The sequence below is a fragment of the Pseudomonas sp. UBA3149 genome (assembly GCF_002364655.1).
Lineage (GTDB): Bacteria > Pseudomonadota > Gammaproteobacteria > Pseudomonadales > Pseudomonadaceae > Chryseomonas > Chryseomonas luteola.
The window spans coordinates 57,981-79,353 of record NZ_DEYV01000033.1 but is presented as its reverse complement, the minus strand read 5'-3'; the positions used below and the strand labels follow the sequence as shown (position 1 = coordinate 79,353).

At 57.9% G+C, this 21,373-nt stretch carries 17 protein-coding genes and 2 pseudogenes; 13 read left to right on the top strand and 6 right to left on the bottom strand.

Going from position 1 to position 21,373, the window contains the following annotated elements:
• A pseudogene (locus tag B3729_RS20580) lies at positions 1 to 198 on the bottom strand (two-component sensor histidine kinase); the annotation flags it as partial.
• Between the two features lie 290 nt (positions 199 to 488).
• Here B3729_RS20580 and B3729_RS20575 point away from each other — a divergent pair.
• Both B3729_RS20575 and B3729_RS20570 read left to right on the top strand, forming a co-directional pair.
• Positions 489 to 2,276, top strand: a complete 1,788-nt coding sequence (locus B3729_RS20575; protein WP_286788860.1) for a tannase/feruloyl esterase family alpha/beta hydrolase — start codon at positions 489 to 491, stop codon at positions 2,274 to 2,276.
• Positions 2,277 to 2,340: 64 nt separating this feature from the next.
• On the top strand, positions 2,341 to 2,955 hold the full coding sequence (locus B3729_RS20570; protein WP_197870481.1) for an O-methyltransferase: 615 nt from the start codon (positions 2,341 to 2,343) through the stop codon (positions 2,953 to 2,955).
• Positions 2,956 to 3,048: 93 nt separating this feature from the next.
• Here B3729_RS20570 and B3729_RS20565 read toward each other — a convergent pair whose 3' ends face one another.
• The 3 genes from B3729_RS20565 to B3729_RS20555 all read right to left on the bottom strand — a co-directional run bounded on the left by B3729_RS20565 (position 3,049) and on the right by B3729_RS20555 (position 7,530).
• Entirely contained in the window at positions 3,049 to 3,870 is an 822-nt protein-coding gene (locus tag B3729_RS20565; RefSeq protein ID WP_286788859.1) for a shikimate 5-dehydrogenase, read from the bottom strand.
• Positions 3,871 to 3,953: 83 nt separating this feature from the next.
• Positions 3,954 to 6,620 carry an excinuclease ABC subunit UvrA gene (gene uvrA, locus B3729_RS20560; RefSeq protein WP_286788858.1) on the bottom strand — a complete coding sequence of 889 codons (2,667 nt, stop codon included), beginning with the start codon at positions 6,618 to 6,620 and terminating at the stop codon, positions 3,954 to 3,956.
• Positions 6,621 to 6,717: 97 nt separating this feature from the next.
• Positions 6,718 to 7,530, bottom strand: coding sequence for a hypothetical protein (locus B3729_RS20555; RefSeq protein ID WP_125889845.1), 813 nt, complete (start codon positions 7,528 to 7,530; stop codon positions 6,718 to 6,720).
• A gap of 198 nt (positions 7,531 to 7,728) precedes the next feature.
• On the opposite strand from B3729_RS20555, the gene B3729_RS20550 reads away from it, so the two are divergent.
• The 3 genes and pseudogenes from B3729_RS20550 (at position 7,729) to B3729_RS24855 (ending at position 11,315) form a co-directional block, all read left to right on the top strand.
• Complete coding sequence (locus B3729_RS20550) at positions 7,729 to 9,048, top strand: MFS transporter (RefSeq protein ID WP_286788857.1); 1,320 nt, start codon at positions 7,729 to 7,731, stop codon at positions 9,046 to 9,048.
• A 143-nt stretch (positions 9,049 to 9,191) separates the two neighbouring features.
• Positions 9,192 to 10,460 (top strand): annotated as a pseudogene (locus tag B3729_RS24860) (HAMP domain-containing protein); the annotation flags it as partial.
• Positions 10,461 to 10,472: 12 nt separating this feature from the next.
• On the top strand, positions 10,473 to 11,315 hold the full coding sequence (locus B3729_RS24855) for a methyl-accepting chemotaxis protein (RefSeq protein WP_414704028.1): 843 nt from the start codon (positions 10,473 to 10,475) through the stop codon (positions 11,313 to 11,315).
• Positions 11,316 to 11,444: 129 nt separating this feature from the next.
• Here the strand turns inward: B3729_RS24855 and B3729_RS20540 are convergent, their stop codons facing one another.
• Positions 11,445 to 11,669, bottom strand: coding sequence for a hypothetical protein (locus tag B3729_RS20540; RefSeq protein WP_010798231.1), 225 nt, complete (start codon positions 11,667 to 11,669; stop codon positions 11,445 to 11,447).
• A gap of 213 nt (positions 11,670 to 11,882) precedes the next feature.
• On the opposite strand from B3729_RS20540, the gene B3729_RS20535 reads away from it, so the two are divergent.
• From B3729_RS20535 to B3729_RS20505, 7 genes are all read left to right on the top strand, one after another.
• Entirely contained in the window at positions 11,883 to 13,001 is a 1,119-nt protein-coding gene (locus B3729_RS20535) for an enoyl-CoA hydratase/isomerase family protein (RefSeq protein WP_286788855.1), read from the top strand.
• An 84-nt stretch (positions 13,002 to 13,085) separates the two neighbouring features.
• The gene (locus B3729_RS20530; RefSeq protein ID WP_286788864.1) at positions 13,086 to 14,039 is read left to right on the top strand and encodes an AraC family transcriptional regulator; all 954 of its coding nucleotides are present in this window, start codon (positions 13,086 to 13,088) and stop codon (positions 14,037 to 14,039) included.
• A gap of 116 nt (positions 14,040 to 14,155) precedes the next feature.
• Positions 14,156 to 15,814, top strand: a complete 1,659-nt coding sequence (locus tag B3729_RS20525; protein WP_286788854.1) for an AMP-binding protein — start codon at positions 14,156 to 14,158, stop codon at positions 15,812 to 15,814.
• A gap of 10 nt (positions 15,815 to 15,824) precedes the next feature.
• Positions 15,825 to 16,592 carry an SDR family NAD(P)-dependent oxidoreductase gene (locus B3729_RS20520; RefSeq protein ID WP_150347448.1) on the top strand — a complete coding sequence of 256 codons (768 nt, stop codon included), beginning with the start codon at positions 15,825 to 15,827 and terminating at the stop codon, positions 16,590 to 16,592.
• Positions 16,593 to 16,603: 11 nt separating this feature from the next.
• Positions 16,604 to 17,791 carry an acetyl-CoA C-acyltransferase gene (locus tag B3729_RS20515; RefSeq protein ID WP_409438644.1) on the top strand — a complete coding sequence of 396 codons (1,188 nt, stop codon included), beginning with the start codon at positions 16,604 to 16,606 and terminating at the stop codon, positions 17,789 to 17,791.
• Between the two features lie 15 nt (positions 17,792 to 17,806).
• The gene (locus B3729_RS20510; RefSeq protein WP_286788853.1) at positions 17,807 to 18,940 is read left to right on the top strand and encodes an acyl-CoA dehydrogenase family protein; all 1,134 of its coding nucleotides are present in this window, start codon (positions 17,807 to 17,809) and stop codon (positions 18,938 to 18,940) included.
• A gap of 4 nt (positions 18,941 to 18,944) precedes the next feature.
• Positions 18,945 to 19,718: an enoyl-CoA hydratase gene (locus B3729_RS20505; protein WP_286788852.1), complete on the top strand. Its 774-nt coding sequence runs from the start codon at positions 18,945 to 18,947 to the stop codon at positions 19,716 to 19,718.
• Positions 19,719 to 19,756: 38 nt separating this feature from the next.
• Here the strand turns inward: B3729_RS20505 and B3729_RS20500 are convergent, their stop codons facing one another.
• On the bottom strand, positions 19,757 to 20,299 hold the full coding sequence (locus B3729_RS20500; RefSeq protein ID WP_286788851.1) for a tetratricopeptide repeat protein: 543 nt from the start codon (positions 20,297 to 20,299) through the stop codon (positions 19,757 to 19,759).
• A gap of 331 nt (positions 20,300 to 20,630) precedes the next feature.
• Here B3729_RS20500 and B3729_RS20495 point away from each other — a divergent pair, with 331 nt between their 5' ends.
• Positions 20,631 to 21,245 carry a DUF1826 domain-containing protein gene (locus B3729_RS20495; RefSeq protein ID WP_286788850.1) on the top strand — a complete coding sequence of 205 codons (615 nt, stop codon included), beginning with the start codon at positions 20,631 to 20,633 and terminating at the stop codon, positions 21,243 to 21,245.
• Positions 21,246 to 21,373: the final 128 nt, after the last annotated feature.

Below are 21,373 nucleotides of genomic sequence, written 5' to 3'. Positions count from 1 at the left end.
GAAGTCTTTTTCAGACCTTCCATAGGCGTCTTCCAATGTTGGAATAGCATTGGTCATACGAATAATAGCCTGCTCGTTCAGAAAGCCTACAAAGCTGCGGGTAAAGCTCCAGTAGGCGGCAAACCCCATGCTGAGCACTGCCAGGACCGACAGGGTTTGTATGGCAATAAAGGCTTTTGTGGAAATGCTGAGCTTCATAAAGAGCGGGCCTGAAGGGTACTGCTAGTTATATTTAGGCGGGTGTGTCTGACGTTTTCAAGGACATAACCCAATCCTCACATTGCCTGCACAGTTGTTACTCACACTTGAGGCTGAAAAAAGCATGAGCGACAGCCTGACTGATTCAGCCATGCGGCAAATACCTGATGGGATAACCCAGGATAGCCCTGTACTACCGGCACTGGCAGTCGATTGCAGCAGCAGTAGTCACTGCACAAGCGGTATGCCTGGAGGCTAGCCTGTTTTTAAGTATTCATAGAGATCGTCCCATGTACAACGAACGTTTCAGACGCGCCTGTATGGCCGTTACGTTATGGGTGTGTTCATCAGCTGCCAGTGTGGCGGGCGCTGCTACCCAGGAAAATAATTCAGCTGCTTCGCTGGCGTTGTCTCAATCACTGCCTATCGTCCAACCTGTTCAGGCTTGTTCGTCGCTTAAAAGTCTCGACATGAGCGACATTGGCGGTAAGGGTAGTTCGATCACTTCAGCCACTGAAACCTCTGATAATGGCGTAGCAGTGTGTGCGGTTGAGGGGACGCTGGCCCCCTCGATTGGCTTCAAGGTAGTTCTTCCCTTGCACAGCTGGACTCAGCGCTATCTGCAGGTGGGATGCGGTGGATTATGTGGCCGTATCTCGCTTGAGGTCGGTGCGGCCGAAGGGTGTACACCGCTCGATACAGGCGGCTTTGTCACGGCAAGCACGGACATGGGACACCAGGGCGAGGAGTCGTTCGGAGAAGATCCGCAAAAGCGTCAAGACTTTGCCTTTCGCGGTGTGCATCTTACGGCCCTGGCCGCCAAAAAGCTGATCCATGCCTTTTATGGTCGTAGTGAGGCCTACTCCTACTTTAACGGTTGCTCTGATGGCGGACGCGAAGCGTTGATGGAGGCGCAGCGCTATCCGAACGATTTCAATGGCATCATTGCCGGTGCCGCGGCGATGAACTTCCAGACCCAGAATGCGATGTATCACGCCTGGCAGGCACGTACGAACACCGGCCCAGACGGTAAGGCTGTTCTAATAGCCTCTCGCCTTCCGTTGATTCACAGGGCTGTACTCAATCAGTGTGACGCGTTGGATGGGCAGGTCGATGGTCTGATTTCCGACCCGCGTGCCTGCTATTTTGATCCGGGCACGTTGCAATGCAAGAGCGAGCAGAAAGCTGATAATCCCAACTGCTTGTCTCCTGCTGAGGTTGACGTGGTGCGTCGCTTGTACGAAGGCCCCAAAGATCCTGCGACTGGCCAGCGGCTGATTGCTGGTGGACCGCAGCCGGGATCTGAATTGGCGTGGGCGAATGTCTTTGTTCCGCAAAGCCATGACGATCCTATCTTCAGCAAAATGATTGCCATGGGCGCACTGCAATGGCTGTCATTTGAGCAGAGTCCGGGCAAGGACTTCAAACTCTCGGATATGCAATTCGACTTGAAGACCTTTGACCGCCTAAGGCCGCTGCATGCGTTTTATGATGCAACCAACCCGGACCTATCAGCCTTTGCCAAGGCTGGCGGCAAGCTCATCATCTGGCATGGCTGGGCTGATCCGCATATCTCGCCCATCAACTCCATTGCGTATCACGAGGCTGTTCAGCGCGTCATGGGCAAGGAGCAGGCTTCAACCTTCGAACGGCTTTACCTGTTGCCAGGCGTCTACCATTGTGGTCGAGGTGAAGGCCCGGCGAAGCTTGACCTGTTGACACCCATGCTCTCCTGGGTTGAGGGCGGACAAGCACCTGAAGCCATCCTTACAAACCAGACCGATGGGCAAAACGTCATGGGCCACTTTGGCGCACCGACGGATAGACCCATGAAGGGCGCTCCTGGCTTCAAGAAGATGAAGGATGCTCCAAACCTCATGAAAAAGCCGGTAGTAAAAGATGAAAAGGTGATCCGTTCGCGGCCGGTCTATCCCTATCCGTATGTGGCAGCTTACGACGGCAAGGGCGACCCAGCCAACGCTGAAAGCTATAAGCAGGGTAAGCCTCTTTTCAACGAGGAGACTCGTCCGTGGGCCGGCTCGGATTTCTATAGCCCCTACACGTTCCGCATGCAATAACCATTAAGGTGGCGCGAGAAGGCGGCACCTGTGTGGCTATCGAACGAACAGGCAAGGAAAGGATATGGACGAGAAAATCAATACGGTGCTTGAGACTTATCACGCGCGGATACACAAAGAGCAAAGCGCGCCCCGCGAGCTTCCTCCTGGCGGACGTGACGGCGGGCAGGATCAACGCATGCGCGCTGTCGGACCGCAAACCGGACAGCTGATCAATATCTTGGCGAAAAGCCTGGAGACCCCTACGATTCTGGAAATTGGTACCTCTTTTGGCTATTCCGGAATCTGGCTTGGCGAGGCTGCACGCGCAACGGGTGGACGGCTGATTACTCTGGAGCTGCATGAGTACAAGTCACTCTATGCACGAGAGATGGCCGAAAAAGCAGGGCTTGCAGACTACATCGACTTTCAGGTCGGTGATGCCGTACAGCTGATCGAGGCGCTACCCGGTAGAGTGGACTTTGTCCTGCTTGATCTGTGGAAAGACCTCTATGTACCGTGTCTTGAGGCGTTTTATCCCAAGCTCAACCCGGGTGCGATCATTGTTGCGGATAATATGATCCGGCCCGGCAATGACGATGTGAAGCGCTATGGGCGCGCTATTCGAGCCAAGGCGGGCATTACCAGTGTATTGCTGCCGGTAGGAACAGGACTTGAGGTAAGCCGGTTCGAGGCGTGATATTCAGGCACAATCTGTTAGACAGCACTGTGCCTTCGAACGTTGACGGTCAAGAGCGGGGCAATCGTCATGTGCGGTTGCCCCTATTTACCTTTATTGATTGCGCGAGTATGCCGCGGCGGCTTCAACCTGCTCAGGACTTGGGCGGATGCCGGTGTACAGGACAAACTGCTCCAGTGCCTGGAGGGCAACAACCTCTGCGCCGGTAATGACAGGCTTGTCCAGTTCGCGGGCGCGTTTGATGAGTGGGGTTTCGGATGGCATTGCCACGACATCAAATACCACTTTGGCCTTTTGAATCACTTCGTCATCAAAAGACAGATCGTCCGCTTCCGGTCCGCCGGTCATGCCTACGGGCGTCACATTGATGATGAGTTCAGGGCGCAAGTCGCCCAGGGATTCGGTCCACTCATACCCGCAGGATTCAGCCAGGGCTCGGCCGGTAGTGGGATTGCGAGCCACGATGTGTCCCTTTTTGAAGCCGGCCTCCCGCAAGGCAAACGCCACGGCTTTGGCCATACCGCCGCTACCCCGCAGCGCAAGCGTCAAATCACGAGATACCTGATGGCTATCAAGCAGTGAGGCGACAGCCAGAAAGTCCGTGTTATAGCCTGTCAGCTTACCGTCATCGTTCACAATAGTATTGACCGAATCGATCACGGCGGCAGAAGGGTCGAGGCCATCCAGAAGAGGAATGCAGGCTTCCTTGAACGGCATGGAAATAGCGCATCCGCGTATGCCAAGCGCTCGAATGCCGCCAATGGCAGCAGGCAGGTCGGTGGTTGTGAACGCCTTGTAGAGATAATTCAGGTTCAGGGCTTCGTACAGATGATTGTGAAACCGTGTACCGGTGTTGCCAGGGCGTCCCGCCAGGGACATGCAAACTTGAGTGTCTTTATTGATGGCGTGAGGCATTTTGATTCCTTCAAAAAAGCGGCTCCTGTTTGTCAGCCAAGCGGGCTTGCGGTTCCCAAGCACCGCTTGGTATGTGAACCCGATCAGCTCTCCAGTACCGCCCGCAGGTAAGGCGCGGTCTTACTGCTGGTCTCTTTTGCAACGCTCTCGGGTGTACCGCTCGCGACAATGTGTCCGCCTCTATCACCAGCCCCTGGGCCGATATCGATGACCCAATCGCTTTGCGCCACGACGCGCATGTCATGTTCAACCACAACGACTGTATTGCCAGCCTCTACCAGACCGTTGAGCTGGCGCACCAGGCGGTCCGTATCAGTAGGGTGTAGACCCGTTGTAGGCTCATCAAGTACATAGAGCGTAGCGCCGCGCTGGGTACGTTGCAGCTCGGTTGCCAGCTTGATGCGCTGTGCTTCACCGCCGGAAAGCTCCGTGGCTGGTTGCCCCAGGCGCAGATAGCCCAGACCAATATCACGCAGGACGTGCAAGGGACGGAGTACGCCAGCTTCCTCCGCGAAAAAGGTACAGGCATCCTCTACCGTCAGGTTCAGGACTTCCGCAATGGTTTTTCCTTGCCAGGTGACTTCCAGCGTTTCGGCGTTGTAACGGGCGCCATGGCAGGTCGGGCAGGGCGCATACACGCTGGGCATGAACAGCAGTTCGACACTGACGAAGCCTTCGCCCTCACAGGTCGGGCAACGCCCCTTGGCTACGTTGAATGAAAAGCGACCGGCGTCATATCGCCGTTTCCGGGCTTCCGGGGTCGCGGCAAACAGTTTGCGGATGCCGTCAAAAAGGCCTGTATAAGTGGCAAGGTTGGAGCGCGGTGTGCGACCGATCGGCTTCTGATCCACCTGGACCAGTCGGCGAATATGCTCCATGCCTTCAATGATTTGTCCTGAGAGCGGCTGAGGAGCCTCCTCGTCCAGCGGTGATTCGTCTTCATCGCGCTCGGCCAGTGGCCGGCCTAGGTGCTCACCGACCAACTCCAATAGTGCCTGGCTGACAAGAGTCGATTTGCCGGAGCCAGAGATACCGGTAACGGAGGTAAAGCAGCCAAGTGGAAACGCAACATCAAGGGCCTTGAGGTTGTTGCGCGTTACGCCGGTTAGTCTTAGCCAATGAAGCGGCTTGCGGTGCGGGCGTCTCAAGGGGGCTGCTGTGCGCCGAGACGCAAACAGGTAATCCCGCGTTTGGGACGCTTCGACATGGGCCAATCCGGCGGGCGGTCCGCTGTAGAGAACCGTACCACCGTATTCGCCTGCTGCAGGGCCCACATCTACCAGCCAGTCTGCACGACGCATCGTCTCTAGATCGTGTTCCACTACGAACAAGGAATTGCCGGCCGCCTTGAGTTGATCCAGAGCCGTAAACAACGCTTCGCCGTCAGCAGGATGCAGACCGGCGGACGGTTCATCGAGCACATAGATCACTCCGAAAAGCTGCGAATTCAACTGAGTGGCAAGGCGTAGACGTTGCAGCTCTCCCGAAGACAATGTTGGGGTGCTGCGTTCCAAGGAGAGGTATCCCAGCCCTAGCTCGGTCAGGGTGGTCAGGCGCTCCAGCAGATCCTGGGCGATACGTTGGGCCGCCAGGCGCTTTTCGTCTGACAGGGTCGGCGTACGGCGCACGTCCGGGGCGGCCTCATGGGAAGCGCCACCTTCCCGGGCACGCGCTTCACGTGCGCGGCGTGATTCTTCCCTTGTGAAGGTTTTCTCCACGGGGGATGACCCTGAAGCCAGCGCACCGGCTGCAACAGGTGTGAGGACATCAACCAGGGTCAGCAGAGGCATGCGGGCCAGCTCGCCAATGTCATGCCCGGCAAAGGTGACGGACAGCGCCTCACGCTTCAGGCGCTTACCTTCACACAGCGGACACAGACTACCCACTATGAACTGGGATACGCGCTTTTTCATTAACGCGCTCTGCGAATGGGCAAAGGTGTGCAGCACATAGCGGCGCGCACCGGTGAAGGTGCCCATGTAACTGGGCTCGCGCTTGTGCTTGAGGGCTTCGCGGGTCTGCTCTGGTGTCAGGCCGGCATAGACCGGAACGGTCGGCTGTTCTTCAGTAAAGAGAATCCAGTCGCGATCCTTTTGGGGGATATCGCGCCAAGGTATGTCTACGTCGTAGCCCAGGGTTACCAGAATGTCCCGCAGATTCTGCCCCTGCCAGGCAGTAGGCCAGGCGGCAATGGCCCGCTCGCGAATAGTCAGCGAGTCGTCCGGTACCATAGACTGCTCGGTTACTTCATAGACTCGTCCGAGCCCATGACATTGAGGACAGGCGCCTTGGGGTGTGTTGGGCGAAAAGTCCTCTGCGTAGAGCATGGGCTGATCAGGCGGATAGGTGCCGACGCGTGAGTACAGCATGCGGATCAGGCTGGACAGGGTAGTGACGCTACCCACCGAAGAGCGAGCGCTGGGCGTGCCGCGTTGCTGCTGGAGAGCGACAGCCGGAGGCAATCCTTCTATGGTGTCCACATCCGGTACGCCCACCTGATCGATCAGGCGACGGGCATAGGGTGCCACCGATTCAAAGTAACGACGCTGGGCCTCGGCGTACAGGGTTCCAAAGGCAAGGGAGGACTTGCCAGAGCCCGAAACGCCGGTAAAAACAACCAGGCTGTCGCGGGGGATGTCGACATCTACATTCTTGAGATTGTGCTCACGCGCGCCCCGGACGCGGACAAAGCCGGAGGCTGTAGAGGGAGAGGCGTGGGTGGGATCAGGCGTGCTTCGTTTGTTGGGCATGCGTCAGGTCTTGGCGTAGGAACGTGTTCATAGGACCTTTTACCTGCCGGGACGACTGCACAACAGCCAGGAAAACCGCTACGTTGCGATCCAGGCCTCATGCACGTTGCAAGATATCCCCACGTAAATACCCACCGGCGTATCCACGAATCGGGTTGCCGTACACATCCTCAAGGCCCAATACCTCTCGGGCGCAGCTCATCCAGGCCTGAAGCATGTCTGGAGAGCCATTCAGGGCACCGACCTTGATACGTCCGCTCCGGGGCTCCGGCATGCTGTACATGACGGGGCGCCCCAAGATGGCGGATGCCTCGGAGAGTTCGGGGATATCGTGATCCATGGCATCGAAGAATTCATGGCCGGCGATGGAGATTGGTTTGAGCGCCTTGACCTGTTCGATTGCCGCCTCGATCGTGGCTCGTAATTGATCAGGATTGATCTTTTGCCAATTCGACCGGGAGGCGATACGCCACGCGCGTAGATCAGCCGGATCGACCCCGGGGCAGAGACCTTTGTAGGCTGCGCTCAGGCAATGGTCGGCGGCGGCAGCCAGTTGCAGCTCCGGCGTCGGCTCGATCTCCAGCAGCTGGCAGACCTGCCCCAGCGAGGAGCCTTCCCAGTAGCGCGCCGGAGGCATGTCATACCCCGGATCGCCTTCATGATGATGGTCTACCACGATATCACGAGGTTGGGAGGTATCGGCGAGGCCGCATTCCACCCAGACGATAGGGCCATGGGGCTCGCCTTGGCGGGCAGAAGTGCGATCGGCTTTATAGGCATTGCCCGCGTATACCCGACGCTCATCCGCCAGCGCATAGGCCAGTCGATGCCGTGCCCTAAGAACCAGGGTCTCGATGAGCATCATTTCAGGATCTCGCGCACCAAGGATGAACAGGTATTTCATAAACATGACTGACGCTTCAGGGAGTTGAGTTATATCAGGGATAGGCGTATCGGATTAGACCCGCTGCCGTGCCATGGGTTGAGGCGAACACTTAGACGATTGACATGAGGGACTTCGAGATACGTTTACACTGTAACAAGACAGTGACTTCCCTGTATTCTGCGCCGCCTCATGTTTAGGCAAGAAGAGAGCGGGCACGTTTACATGCATAGCGACATTCATACGCCTGCCCGGCGATTATCCTGGCAGGACCATAAGACCCTGGGTCTGGCGGCGCTGGGCGGTGCCCTGGAAATCTACGACTTCATTATTTTCGTCTTTTTCGCGCTGGTGCTCAGCCAGTTGTTTTTCCCGCCGGAAATGCCTGAATGGCTGCGGCTGCTGCAAAGCTTCGGCATTTTTGCCACCGGGTACCTGGCGCGCCCCTTGGGTGGGATTCTCATGGCGCATTATGCCGACCGCCTGGGGCGCAAGCGCATGTTCAACCTGAGCATCCTGCTTATGGCATTGCCAAGCCTGCTCATTGGCGTGATGCCTACTTATGCGCAGATCGGCTACTTTGCACCGCTGATCCTGCTGGCGCTACGGGTATTGCAGGGGGCTGCCGTCGGCGGCGAGGTGCCCAGTGCCTGGGTGTTTGTAGCAGAGCATGCCCCGGCCAATCACCGAGGTTATGCGCTGGGTATTCTTCAGGCAGGCCTGACATTTGGCTACCTGTTGGGTGCACTGACGGCCACGGTGCTCTCATCAATCTACGCCGAGAAAGAACTCCACGCCTATGCCTGGCGTATCCCCTTTATCCTGGGCGGCTTTTTTGGCGTCCTGGCGGTATGGCTACGGCGGTGGCTGAACGAGACGCCTGTCTTCATGGAGATGCAGGCTCGCAAGGTATTATCGGCGCGCCTGCCGTTATCGACGGTCCTGCGAGAACACCGCACCGCCTTGCTGCCGGCGGCACTGCTGACTTGCGTTCTGACTTCGGCAGTGGTCGTCCTGGTGGTTGTGACGCCTACCGTGATGCAGAAGTACTTTCATATTCCGACCAGTACCGCGTTTCGCATGAGCTGCATCGGTATCGTGTTTCTGAATATTGGCTGCGTCATCGCCGGACGCATCGCCGATCGAATAGGTCCCTGGCAGGCGATGGGATTGTACAGCGCCGTTCTCGCCCCCGGTATTGCCGTCCTGTATGCGAGTCTGGTCAGCGAGGCGATAGCGCTCTGGCTGGGCTACGCGATCGCAGGCCTTGCCTGCGGCATTGTGGGCGTCGTGCCATCGGTGATGATCGGGCTGTTTCCCTCCAATATTCGAGTCACGGGTATTTCCTTTACCTATAACATCGCGTACTCGATCTGGGGCAGTATCACGCCGTTGATTCTGATTACCCTGATGCCGGTCAGCCCCTGGTTCTGCGTGGGCTACTGTGCGGTCATGGGCCTGGTTGGACTTGTCCTTATGCTGGCTTACCGGCATGACCCTCGATTGTCGCGGCCCCTGACCGATTTCTCCTCCTCGTCAGACTGATTTTGCTTCTGCACCTGTCCTGTCGGCTGAGCATCCGGCAAGGCAGGCGCGACGAGGTGTTGTCCTAACCGACAGGCTGCAATTCAGCTTTTCTGGTCTGCGCCGATAGAGCCTTTTAGCTAAGCAGACATGGGAAAGGCACCATGAAATTCAAGTCCATTCAGTACACCATCATGGCGTATGCCGGTGCCTGTATCCTGGCGATCGTCATCGCCCTGGTGGGGTATGCGTTGGTTACCGGCGCGCGTACACAGGATCAGGCGGCCAAAGGTACAGAGGCGTTGTTTGAAAAGGTCATCCAGGAGCGGCTGATTTCACTGGCCGATGCCAACGTCATGCATATCCAGCATGACCTTGAAAAGCCATTGAACATTGCAGCCTCACTGGCGCAGCTGAGCGCCTTGTCTGCCAGCGATCCGAGCACCAGCGTCCATCTGTCGCGAGATGAGCAGGACCGAATCATTCGAAATGCGATGGAAAAGCACCCTGAACTTCTAGGTGCCTATCTGGGCTGGGAGCCCAATGCCTTTGCAGGTGACGACTATCAGTTCATGGGGCAGCCTGGACATGACAGCACTGGCCGCTTTCTGCCGTATTGGTTCCGTAATGCCGATGGTACGCTCGGCCATGACATCATTCAATTCATGGAAAGCCAGAAACGCTCCGACCTGGGCGTGCGCGAGGGCGAGTACTATCTGTGTGCCAAGGAAACGCAACAGCTTTGCGCCGTTGACCCCTATACCTATGACGTTGCTGGCAAGCCTGTCCTGATGGCATCGTTTACCGCGCCTATCATGGTCAAAGGCAAGTTCCAGGGTATTGCCGGTGCGGACCTGTCCGTCGGCTTTATTCAGGATGCTCTGGTCAAGGCCAACCAGTCGCTCTACCAGGGCGCAGGTCAAATGGCACTGATTGCCAGTAATGGTGCCTTGATTGCCTATACCAAGGACGCCGGCCAGCTAGGCAAGTCTGTCAGCACTCTGCTAGATGAAAACGAGCTGAATAATCTGAAGCAGCTGAAGTCGACCGAGCCGCTATACGACTATGACGAAGCGCATGGGCATATCGAGCTGTTTCTACCGTTCAAGGTCGGTAACACGTCCGCTCAATGGACACTGATGATCCAGCTGCCCATCCAGGCCGCACTGGGCGAGTCTCTGAAGCTTCACGACGATATCAAGGCGCAGAGCGATCGAAATACCTTTGGAATGGGATTGGTCGGCCTGGCCCTTGCCATTATCGGGCTTGGCGCGCTGTGGCTGGTAAGCCGCAGTATCACGCGACCACTGAAGCAAATGGTGCTGATGCTGGATGATATCGCTCAAGGCGAGGGCGATCTGACCCGTCGGCTGGATGAAAACCGGCCCGATGAGCTGGGTGCCATGGCAAAAGGTTTCAACCGCTTCCTGGCCAAGCTGCAAGCCATGATTACCCAGGTAGTATCCTCGGTACAAAAAGTGAGCGATGCATCCGAGCATACAGCAGAGATCGCCATTCACACCCAGCAAGGGGTACAGAAGCAACAATCTGAAATCGATCAAGTGGCGACGGCCATTCAGGAGATGTCCGCTACAGCCCAGGAAGTTGCCCGCAGTGCCAACCAGGCGGCCGAGGCGGCAGGTAATGCGGATCAGTCAGCCAATCACGGGCGGACCATTGTGCAGAACTCCAGCGATGCGATTTCCGCACTGGCTGCCGAGATCGACCGTGCGGTTGTCAGCGTGGAAGGGCTGGCCAAGGACAGCGAAAACATTACCACGATCCTGGTCAGCATTCGCGGCATTGCCGAACAGACCAATCTATTGGCCCTCAACGCAGCCATTGAGGCGGCACGGGCTGGTGAGCAGGGCCGCGGCTTTGCCGTGGTGGCGGATGAGGTTCGTAATCTGGCGGGCAAGACTCAGCAGGCGACCCAAGAAATCCAAACCATGATCCAGCAGCTGCAAAGCGGTACGCAGGACGTGGTGCAGATCATGCAGGCCAGTCAGGCGAAGACCGAGACCAGCGTGCAGCAGTCTTCCGAGGCCGCAGCTGCGCTGGCAGCGATCACCGAGGCGGTTTCCGTCATCACGGAAATGAACATCCAGATCGCGGGAGCGGCCGAAGAGCAAAGTGCCGTGGCGGAGGACATCAACCGTAATGTTACCGTGATCGGAGCGGTTGCGTCTGAAGTGGCCCAGGGTGCAGAGCAGTCGTCGCACGCCAGTGCCGAGCTGACACAGCTGGCCGAGCAGCAGCGTCGCCTGGTCAATCAGTTCAAGGTCTAACGGCAGAACTGCCCGCCCGCGACAAGGGCGGGCAACGCAGGGAAGCAATCGGAGTAGGGGAGGGCGGTTCTTACACTGCAATACGGCGATAAGAACACGACCCTCTCAGGTCAGCAGCGTGGGGCCGGGTTACAGCTCAGCCAGCCGGATGAGATAGCCGTCGATTTCTTGCACAGGCATGCCAGTTTCGGTGCAAAGGTAGGTACTTTGCACCACCTTGTCGTCAAGAATCATCGGTGAGTTGGCAGCGTCTTTCCCTTTCAACTCCGTCAGTGCTTCTTTCAAATCAAATACAGCATCGCTATAGCTAACCAGCTTGTGACCATACTGGCCCTGCATGATGAGAAAATGCATGAGGTTTGTCCTGTAGGTTGCTGACTTGATTAGTTATAGGTGACTTTTAGGCATTTACAAAGCCCCGCTAATCGGTAAGCGGCTAACTTCTTATCACCGTTAGGATTAATTGTCTCCCTTGGGTGGAATGTGCTTATCTGATAGGGCATTTCTCATGGCCCCGTCGCTCCTGGCAGACAGGGCGACCGATAAGAACAAGACGAGAGCACCTACATGAGTGAGCGCTGCATCCAGGTAACGGAACTGCCACTGGCCTCCGGCAAGCGGCTCGGACGCGTGACGCTAGACGCACCAAGCAGCCTGAACGCCCTATCCTTCAACATGGCCGTCCAGCTGGAAGAACAGCTCAGGCACTGGGCGGAGCAGGACGACATTGACGCGGTCTGGCTGGAGGGAGCTGGTGAAAAGGCCTTTTGCGCGGGAGGCGATATCGTCGCGCTCTACAAGGCCATGCGGGAAGGAGAAGCTGGGCCGGGCAAGGCCACCGGTGAGTACTTTGCGCTGGAATACCGGCTCGATCACTTCATCCATCATTACCCCAAGCCGCTTATTGCCTGGGGGGCGGGTTACGTCATGGGAGGAGGGCTTGGGTTGCTCGCCGGTGCCTCTCATCGCGTAGTATGCGAGAGCACCCGTGTTGCCATGCCTGAGGTCAGCATCGGGTTATATCCCGATGTAGGGGCGAGCTGGTTTCTCAACCGCATGCCGGGCCGTTGCGGGCTGTTCCTGGGCGTTACCGGCGCACAGCTTACGGCGCGCGATGCGGTTTTCGTCGGGCTGGCGGATCGCTGCATTGCAGCGGAGCGGCGTGAACAGGTCATTGCCGATTTGCAGGCCATGCCCGATAGGATGCTCGGCCATGCCTCGGTTGCACAGGTGCTGCGCCAGCATGAGCAAGCAAGCATGGCCGTGATGCCTGAGCCAAATGTGCAACCGCTCTTCGATACCCTTCAGGCCCTGACGGATTTCGATGATGACAAAACCGTACTTGCTGAAATCAAGGCCTACAGCGGCGATAATCCCTGGCTAACCAAGGCGGCCAAGACATTGGCCCAGGGCTCACCGACTTCGGCGGCCATCACGCTGCGTCAGCTCAGGCGCAGCAAACGCTGGTCGCTGGCCGAGGCGCTGCGCAGTGAATTGGACCTGTCGGTGCGCTGCACTCAGCTCGGTGAGCTGCAGGAGGGGATACGCGCCCTGCTGATCGACAAGGACCGCCAGCCGAAATGGCATGCAGATCCACTCGCAACGGACGACCCGGCTTGGCTGGATGCCTTTTTCGAGCCTGCCTTTCCGGCCCACGAGCATCCGCTGCGCGCCCTGAGGGACTGATCAGTGGTCAGCCGTGCCGTTCCCAAGGGCACCATCTCGACCTATCTGGTGGAGGAGGCGCTACAGGCCTTTGCTGCGCGGGGAATGAGCCATGCGGAATTATTGTGCGACATCGGGCTGGCACCAGACTGTCTGGCGGAGCCGGGCGGCCGGGTGCCTGTCCCCTTTTACGGGCGCATCTGGCGGCGTCTGGCCCGGCGCTTTGATGATGAGTTTTTTGGCATGGATCCGCGTGGCATGCGGTCCGGTAGTTTCGAGTTTCTCTGCCGGGCCTGCCTGTCCCAACCTACGGTAGGTGCAGCGTTGATCCATGGGCTGGCTTTTCTCGGGCTTACCTTCGAGCGCCTTCGTGGTGAGCTGGTCCGCAGCCAGAGCCTGGCGGAAATTATATTGCGAGAGCCCGCCGGGGCGCCCAATCGAGCCTTCGCGTATTTCACCTACTGGATGATCGTTCACGGCGTAGCCTGCTGGCTGGCTGGCCGCCGGATCCCGATCCTGGCAATCGAGCTGCGCTGCCCCGAGCCCGCCTTTACGGCCGATTACAAGGTCATGTTCTCGGACAACCTGCGTTTCAATCAGAGTCGGACGCGCATCATCTTTGCTGCTGAGGTGCTGGATGTGCCGTTAAGACGCAGCGAGGCGGACCTGCAGCGTTTTCTGGCTGAGGCACCCTGCAATATTCTGGAGAAATACCGCGATTCGGATAGTTTGGCGAGCCGGATCAAGCTGCAACTGCGGCAATTACCGGGCGAGCAATGGCCTACCAGTGAAGCCTTGGCGCACACCCTGTGCATGTCGCCTGCAACCCTGCGGCGGCGTCTGGCAGAACAGGCGCAGTCCTACCAGGCGATCAAGGACACCGTACGCAAGGAGCAGGCGATCGACTGGCTGGCCGATCCCTTGATGACCTATTCGGACATTGCTACTCAGCTTGGCTTCGCTGATATCAGCGCCTTCTACAAGGCCTTTCGTAAATGGACCGGAACCAACCCTGGTCACTACCGCAACCTGATTCTCGCCCAGGTCGACTCTGCCTGATTGTCCAAACCGCTCAGCCAGATTGAAGGGTTTGACCATTGCAAGCCAGCGCTGGCGCGATACAGTCAAAAAAGACGCTCCTGACGTTCCAATAACAACAAGCCGAGGAACTGACCATGCAGGACTATCAGGCTGCCTATTCCAGCTTTGATTTCCCTTCTGTTGTTGCCAACCGACTGAGCGGGACGCTCGAGTCGCTCAACGCCTGTATCGAATGCTGCGACCGCCACGCCCTGCCGGGCCGTATCGCCCTGTTCTGGGAGGGCCGCGACGGCAGCAGCGAAACCTGGACGTTTATCGACCTCATGCAGCGCGCGGCCCAGTTCGCCCATTTTCTGGTGGCCCAGGGGATAGGTCCGGGTGATCGTGTGGCGGGCCTGCTGCCGCGTACGCCAGAGCTTCTTGTGACGATCCTTGGCACGTGGCGGGCCGGTGCGGTCTATCAGCCCGTGTTCACAGCGTTTGGCCCCAAGGCCATCGAGCATCGACTTACGACATCAGAGGCGAAACTGGTCGTGACCGATGGGGCCAACCGAGGCAAGCTGAGCGACGTCGATCATTGCCCCACCATTGTTACGCTGGGTGGCCGACGCGGTCTGGGCATTGAGCGGGGCGACTTCAGTTTTTGGAGCGAACTGGAAAAGCATCCTACCCATTTCGAGCCGGTCATGCGTGCAGGGGATGATCCTTTCCTGCTCATGTTTACTTCGGGCACCACAGGCCCTGCCAAGCCACTGGCCGTTCCGCTCAAGGCCATCGCCGCGTTCATGGGTTACATGAGCGATGCCATTGATCTGCGCCCGGAAGATGCCTTCTGGAACGTGGCTGATCCCGGCTGGGCCTATGGACTGTACTACGCCGTAACAGGCCCTCTGGCGCTGGGACATCCCACCACGTTTTATGATGGTCCGTTCTCGGTGGAGAGCACCTGCCGTATCATCCGCAAATATGGCATTACCAACCTGGCTGGCTCGCCTACTGCTTACCGGATGCTGATTGCCGGTGGTGATAGCGTAATCGACTGCCTCAAAGGGCGGTTGCGAGCGGTCAGCAGTGCAGGAGAGCCGCTCAACCCGGAGGTAATCCGCTGGTTCGCACAGAACCTGGGCGCAACCATCCATGACCATTACGGGCAGACCGAGCTGGGCATGGTATTGTGTAATCACCACGCACTGGAGCATCCGGTGCGGCCCGGCTCGGCAGGCTTTGCCAGCCCTGGACACCGAGTCGTGGTAGTGGATGACCAGGCGCAGGAGTTGCCCCCTGGCCAGCCCGGTATTCTGGCGGTAGATCTCTCACAGTCGCCCATGTGCTGGTTTGGTGGTTATCTGGGGCTGCCTACCAAGTCCTTCGTCGGCCCTTACTACCTCAGCGGCGATACGGTCGAGCTGAACGATGACGGCAGTATCAGCTTTGTGGGGCGATCCGATGATGTGATCACAACGTCGGGCTATCGCGTAGGACCGTTCGACGTGGAAAGTGCTTTGATCGAGCATCCGGCCGTGATCGAGGCGGCCGTAGTGGGCAAGCCTGATCCAGAGCGTACCGAAATCATCAAGGCATTCGTCGTCATTCATAGCCGGTACTCTGATACCCCAGAGCTGGCCGAAGAGCTGCGCCAGTACGTACGCAAACGCCTGGCCGCCCATGCCTATCCGCGGGAAATCGAATTTGTGGCGGAGCTTCCCAAAACCCCAAGTGGCAAGGTCCAGCGATTCATCCTGCGTAACCAGGAGATTGCGAAGGCCCAGGCTACCCCGGCATCTGCCGCCTAAGGAGTGCTGTATGCAGATTGAAAACAAAACGTTCCTTGTGACCGGTGCGGGCTCGGGCCTGGGGGCTGCTACCGCGACCATGCTGGTGGAGGCTGGAGCCAACGTTATGCTGGTGGATATGCATGCGCCCAGTGTCGAGGCGAAGGTCGAGGTACTTGGCCCACGGGCACGCTGCGCCGTGACCAATGTCACCGACGAAGCTCAGGCGCGTTCAGCCGTAGCCGCCACGATGGAGGCTTTTGGCGCCGTTCATGGGCTGGTCAATTGCGCAGGTGTCGTAGGGGGTGAAAAGGTACTGGGAAAAAGCGGTGTTCATGGTTTGGACAGCTTCAGCCGAATCGTCGGCATCAATCTCATTGGCAGTTTCAACATGCTGCGTCTGGCCGCCGAAGCTATGACGCAGGGCGAGGCTGAGGCCAGTGGCGAACGTGGCGTCATCATCAACACCGCTTCCATTGCAGCCTTTGACGGGCAAATCGGGCAAGTAGCCTATGCAGCCTCGAAAGGCGGCGTCGCCAGCATGACGCTACCGGCTGCCCGGGAGTTGGCACGTTACGGGATACGCGTCATGACCATCGCCCCAGGTATCTTCGAGACCCCCATGATGGCAGGCATGACAGAGGCCGTGCGCGAATCCCTTGCTGCAGGCGTGCCGTTCCCGCCGCGTCTTGGTAGGCCCGAGGAATATGCAGCCCTGGTTAGGCACATCATTGAAAACAGCATGCTCAACGGCGAGGTGATTCGTCTCGACGGCGCCTTGCGCATGGCAGCCAAATAAGAGAGATCATTATGAATCAGGATCCCATCGTTATCGTCAGTCTTGCCCGCACCCCCATGGGTGGTTTCCAGGGCGATCTGCAAGGGCTGAGCGCAACGGAGCTGGGCGCCCAGGCTATCGGCGCGGTTATCGAGCGTAGCGGCATCAGCGTTGAGGCAGTAGATGAAGTGCTCATGGGCTGCGTGCTTCCCGCCGGCCTGGGGCAGGCACCGGCACGGCAGGCTGCCCTGGGTGCAGGCCTTACCCAGCACACACCCTGCACTACGCTCAACAAGATGTGTGGCTCCGGCATGCAGGCTGCCATTCTCGGCCATGATCTGCTGCGGGCTGGCAGTGCCAACGTTGTTATTGCCGGGGGCATGGAAAGCATGTCCAACGCACCGTATCTGTTGGATCGTGCCCGCGCCGGCTATCGCATGGGCCATGGGCGCGTACTGGATCATATGTTCCTGGATGGGCTGGAGGATGCCTATGACAAGGGACGCCTCATGGGGACTTTTGCCGAAGACTGTGCCCAGCAACATGATGTCAGCCGTGCTGCCCAGAATGAGTATGCGATGGCTTCTCTGACCCGGGCGCGCAAGGCCATCGAGGAGGGCGCCTTTGCGGCCGAGATCGTGCCGGTTAGTGTCAAGACCCGTAAGGAAGAACGCCTTATCCGCGATGATGAGCAGCCGCCCAAGGCCCGGCTCGACAAGATTCCCGAATTAAAGCCCGCGTTCCGTCAGGACGGTACGGTAACGGCTGCCAATTCCAGTTCGATTTCCGATGGTGCAGCGGCAATGGTACTGATGCGCCGCTCCGAGGCCGAGCGGCAGGGGCTGACGCCATTGGCCGCTATCCACGGACATGCAGCCTTCGCCGATGCACCGCATCTGTTTCCCACGGCGCCCATTGGCGCCATCCAGAAGCTCATGAAGCGGACAGGCTGGTCGCTGAACGACGTGGATCTGTTCGAAATCAACGAAGCATTTGCTGTAGTTGCCATGGTCACTATGCGCGAGCTTGGACTGCCCCATGAAAAGGTCAATATTCATGGCGGTGCGTGTGCACTGGGCCATCCTATTGGCGCTTCAGGTGCACGGATTCTGGTGACGCTGATTTCGGCCTTGCGCCGTCATGGGCTGCGCCGAGGTGTAGCGGCCATTTGCATTGGCGGCGGCGAAGCAACCGCGATGGCCGTGGAATGCCTGTATTGATGTGAGGACAAGATCATGCTGATTACCGAAGAACAACAAAGCATTGCCGACATGGCCCGTCAGTTTGCTCAGGAGCGGCTGCGTCCGTTCTCGGCAGAATGGGACCGCGAGCATACCTTTCCTCGAGAAGCGTTACGGGAGATGGCTAAGCTGGGTTTCATGGGCATGCTGGTGCCTGATACCTGGGGCGGCTGCGAGACAGGTTATGTTGCCTATGCACTGGCCCTTGAGGAAATTGCCGCCGGTGACGGAGCCTGTTCCACCATCATGAGCGTGCATAACTCGGTAGGCTGCGTCCCGATTCATCACTTCGGCACCGATGAGCAGAAAACCCAGTTTCTGATACCGCTGGCTACGGGTGAAATGATCGGTGCGTTTGCACTCACCGAACCTCAGGCCGGCTCGGACGCCAGTGATCTACGGACCAAGGCACGGCGGGAAGGTGATGAGTACGTAATCAATGGGGCCAAGCAGTTCATTACCTCCGGCAGTAATGCAGGCGTTGTGATTGTCTTTGCCGTGACGGATCCATCCGCTGGTAAACGAGGCATCACCGCCTTTCTGGTGCCAACCTCAACACCCGGCTATTCGGTCGTTCGTGTAGAGCACAAATTGGGCATTCATGCCTCCGACACCTGTCAGATCCAACTGGACAACGTGCGTATCCCGGCGGCTTTTCGGCTGGGCGAGGAAGGGCAAGGCTACAAGATCGCCCTGGCCAACCTCGAGGGCGGACGCATCGGTATTGCAGCGCAAGCAGTGGGCATGGCACGCGCGGCATTCGAATATGCACGCGACTACGCCCGTGACCGGCAGACCTTTGGCAAGCCTATCGTCGAGCATCAGGCTGTGTCTTTCCGCCTGGCGGACATGGCAACCGAAATCGCCGTGGCTCGGCAGATGGTGCTGCATGCCGCCGCGCTCAGGGATGCCGGCAGGCCTGCATTGGTCGAGGCCTCCATGGCCAAGCTGTTTGCCTCCGAGATGACGGAGCGCGTCTGCTCCGCTGCCTTGCAAACTCTGGGTGGCTATGGCTACCTCAACGACTATCCGCTGGAGCGTATCTATCGCGACGCCCGGATCTGCCAGATTTACGAGGGCACCAGTGATATTCAGCGGCTTGTCATTGCCCGCCATCTAGGAGAGTAACTTCATGTCCTATGAAACCCTGGTGATCGAAATACAGGAGCGTGTCGCGCTGATCACGCTCAACCGTCCTCAGGCCCTGAACGCCCTGAACACGCAACTGATTGTTGAGCTCAATCAGGCATTGGACGTGCTGGAGCGGGACAGCACCATTGGCTGCATCGTGCTGACCGGATCGTCCAAGGCCTTTGCGGCAGGTGCGGATATCAAGGAAATGGCCGACCTGACCTTTCCTGACATTTATCTGGATGATTTTTTCTCTGCTGTGGATCGTGTCGCCAGCCGGCGCAAGCCGATGATTGCAGCCGTAGCCGGATATGCCCTGGGAGGTGGGTGTGAACTGGCGCTGCTATGCGACTTCATCTACGCCGCGGACAATGCCAAGTTTGGCCTGCCGGAAATCAAGCTTGGCGTCTTGCCGGGCATGGGAGGTACTCAGCGGCTGACGCGGGCGCTGGGCAAGGCCAAGGCCATGGAAATGTGCCTGACCGGCCGTATGATGGAGGCGCCAGAAGCTGAACGGGCAGGGCTGGTAGCCCGTATTTTTCCTGTGGACAGCCTTGTGAGCGAAACCCTGAAGGTTGCTCATGAGATCGCCAATAAGTCACTAACGGCAACATTGATGGCCAAGGAAAGTATCAACCGGGTCTTTGAAACGAGCCTGAGTGAAGGTGTGCGGTTCGAACGGCGCATTTTCCATGCCGTCTTCGCCACGGCGGATCAGAAAGAGGGCATGAAGGCCTTTGTTGAAAAGCGGGACGCAGATTTTAAGCACCGGTAATGTCGAGGCTGGGTCTGATGGCGGACCCAGCCCTTGTTTCAGGGAAGCGTAGACAGCCGCTGGCAGCTGCTCTCGAACTTCTTGTCGCAGGCGCTCATGTAGAGCTGCTTGGCCTGAAAGGTATCCTTGGGCAGGCCATGCATGCCTTCCATATAAAAGTTACCCAGCATGTGCTGAGCCATGGGATTGCCACCGGCTGCTGACTGATTAAGGTATTTGATCATATCGGCCTCGTTGGCCAGGGCCGGATCAGCTTGTCCTGAATACAGAAATGCCAGGTTCACGGCCGCCTCGGGATGACCGCGGTCAGCGGCCAGCTTCCACCAGCGCTCGGCCTGTCTCAAATCCTTGGTTGGCTTGCCCATGAAATAGAAGCTGCCCAGTTGGATCTGCGCGTCGATATCGCCACGCTCAGCCATCGCTTTGGCGGTATTGAAATCCATGGGCGCCTGAGTGGTCGGGCTGGCAGCCGCGCCTTGGGTGGGTTGGTCGGTTGTTTCTGGCGTATCCGCTTCTTGATGGGCGCAGCCACTCAACAGCATAAGGCCAAGCAGTGGACCTGCCAGTTTTCTAATGAGCATTCGTTCTCCTTGATAATAACGTCCGGGTCTGGCCCTTAGGCTTGTACATAAACGAAAGATTCAACACGCCGCAACGCATCGCTTCAAGAACATTGTCTTGGCGCACATGACTACTATCCGAGAGATATCAAAGGTGATCACAGGATAGAAAAGGCATCCTTAAAAGCTAACTTATGTTATGTTATAACTTAATCTAATATCTTGTGTTTGAGTCCATATCCGGCAGGTCCTGCCCGTGCTGTGTCAATACGCATTTACACCCAACATACTGGCCTCTTGTTTGTTAGGTGGGGAAGCAAGCCTGTGCCTGACGCTTTAAAAAGTGAGTCTGATGAACATGGCAGAACCTAGCGTTACACCCCGGCAGGTAGCAGGCGATACCCCTGCCGTATTAGCCGACGTACTCCATGAGGGTATCAACCTCGCCATCTGGAACCGCTGCCTTCCTTTGCACATTGAACAGTTCGCCCGGATGTTGACCGGCTTGGCCGAGCCATTTGCCCAGTCTCTGGTAGTGCAACTGGAGGATGCAGAAGCCGAACCCAATCTGAGTCAGTTGGCCGGCACCCATAAGGATCTGGAGGGCTACGAAGGGTTTGTTGCAGACGTCGCCTGGCTGGTCAAAGCCTTCGCCTATTTGCTCAATGCCCGCCGAGTCGGGGTGCGTTTGCGCTTGCTGGACAAGGCAATGTGCCCACGCTTTCACGTTGACCACGTGCCGCTTCGGCTGGTGACGACCTATTCCGGGCCGGGCAGTCTCTGGTCAGGCAAAGGCCAGCTGACCACTATCTCTCTGGACGAAGCCCATCAACTCGCGCCGGGTGCAGTGGCGCTACTCAAGGGTGACAAATGGGAGGGCAACGAAGGGGCAGGCATCGTGCATTGTTCGCCTGCCTTGGCGGCGGGCGAGAAGCGCCTGTTTCTGTCACTGGACTGGCTGGCTTAGAGAGGTCAAAAGCCTATCACTCATTAGAACCTACGTTGTATTGATTAGGTATGGAAGAAAGAGCCGGTGTCTGGTTGGAACGGTTGACTTTGAGGAAGGCCTAAGGGACGAAACCCTCAGGCCATGTG

Bases quoted from the DNA above. Each gene is read 5' to 3' on its own strand.
- B3729_RS20575 (WP_286788860.1), top strand. From the start codon at position 489: ATGTACAACGAACGTTTCAGACGCGCCTGTATGGCCGTTACGTTATGG.
- B3729_RS20570 (WP_197870481.1), top strand. From the start codon at position 2,341: ATGGACGAGAAAATCAATACGGTGCTTGAGACTTATCACGCGCGGATA.
- B3729_RS20565 (WP_286788859.1), bottom strand. From the start codon at position 3,870: ATGCCTCACGCCATCAATAAAGACACTCAAGTTTGCATGTCCCTGGCG.
- uvrA (WP_286788858.1), bottom strand. From the start codon at position 6,620: ATGCCCAACAAACGAAGCACGCCTGATCCCACCCACGCCTCTCCCTCT.
- B3729_RS20555 (WP_125889845.1), bottom strand. From the start codon at position 7,530: ATGTTTATGAAATACCTGTTCATCCTTGGTGCGCGAGATCCTGAAATG.
- B3729_RS20550 (WP_286788857.1), top strand. From the start codon at position 7,729: ATGCATAGCGACATTCATACGCCTGCCCGGCGATTATCCTGGCAGGAC.
- B3729_RS24855 (WP_414704028.1), top strand. From the start codon at position 10,473: ATGATTACCCAGGTAGTATCCTCGGTACAAAAAGTGAGCGATGCATCC.
- B3729_RS20540 (WP_010798231.1), bottom strand. From the start codon at position 11,669: ATGCATTTTCTCATCATGCAGGGCCAGTATGGTCACAAGCTGGTTAGC.
- B3729_RS20535 (WP_286788855.1), top strand. From the start codon at position 11,883: ATGAGTGAGCGCTGCATCCAGGTAACGGAACTGCCACTGGCCTCCGGC.
- B3729_RS20530 (WP_286788864.1), top strand. From the start codon at position 13,086: ATGAGCCATGCGGAATTATTGTGCGACATCGGGCTGGCACCAGACTGT.
- B3729_RS20525 (WP_286788854.1), top strand. From the start codon at position 14,156: ATGCAGGACTATCAGGCTGCCTATTCCAGCTTTGATTTCCCTTCTGTT.
- B3729_RS20520 (WP_150347448.1), top strand. From the start codon at position 15,825: ATGCAGATTGAAAACAAAACGTTCCTTGTGACCGGTGCGGGCTCGGGC.
- B3729_RS20515 (WP_409438644.1), top strand. From the start codon at position 16,604: ATGAATCAGGATCCCATCGTTATCGTCAGTCTTGCCCGCACCCCCATG.
- B3729_RS20510 (WP_286788853.1), top strand. From the start codon at position 17,807: ATGCTGATTACCGAAGAACAACAAAGCATTGCCGACATGGCCCGTCAG.
- B3729_RS20505 (WP_286788852.1), top strand. From the start codon at position 18,945: ATGTCCTATGAAACCCTGGTGATCGAAATACAGGAGCGTGTCGCGCTG.
- B3729_RS20500 (WP_286788851.1), bottom strand. From the start codon at position 20,299: ATGCTCATTAGAAAACTGGCAGGTCCACTGCTTGGCCTTATGCTGTTG.
- B3729_RS20495 (WP_286788850.1), top strand. From the start codon at position 20,631: ATGAACATGGCAGAACCTAGCGTTACACCCCGGCAGGTAGCAGGCGAT.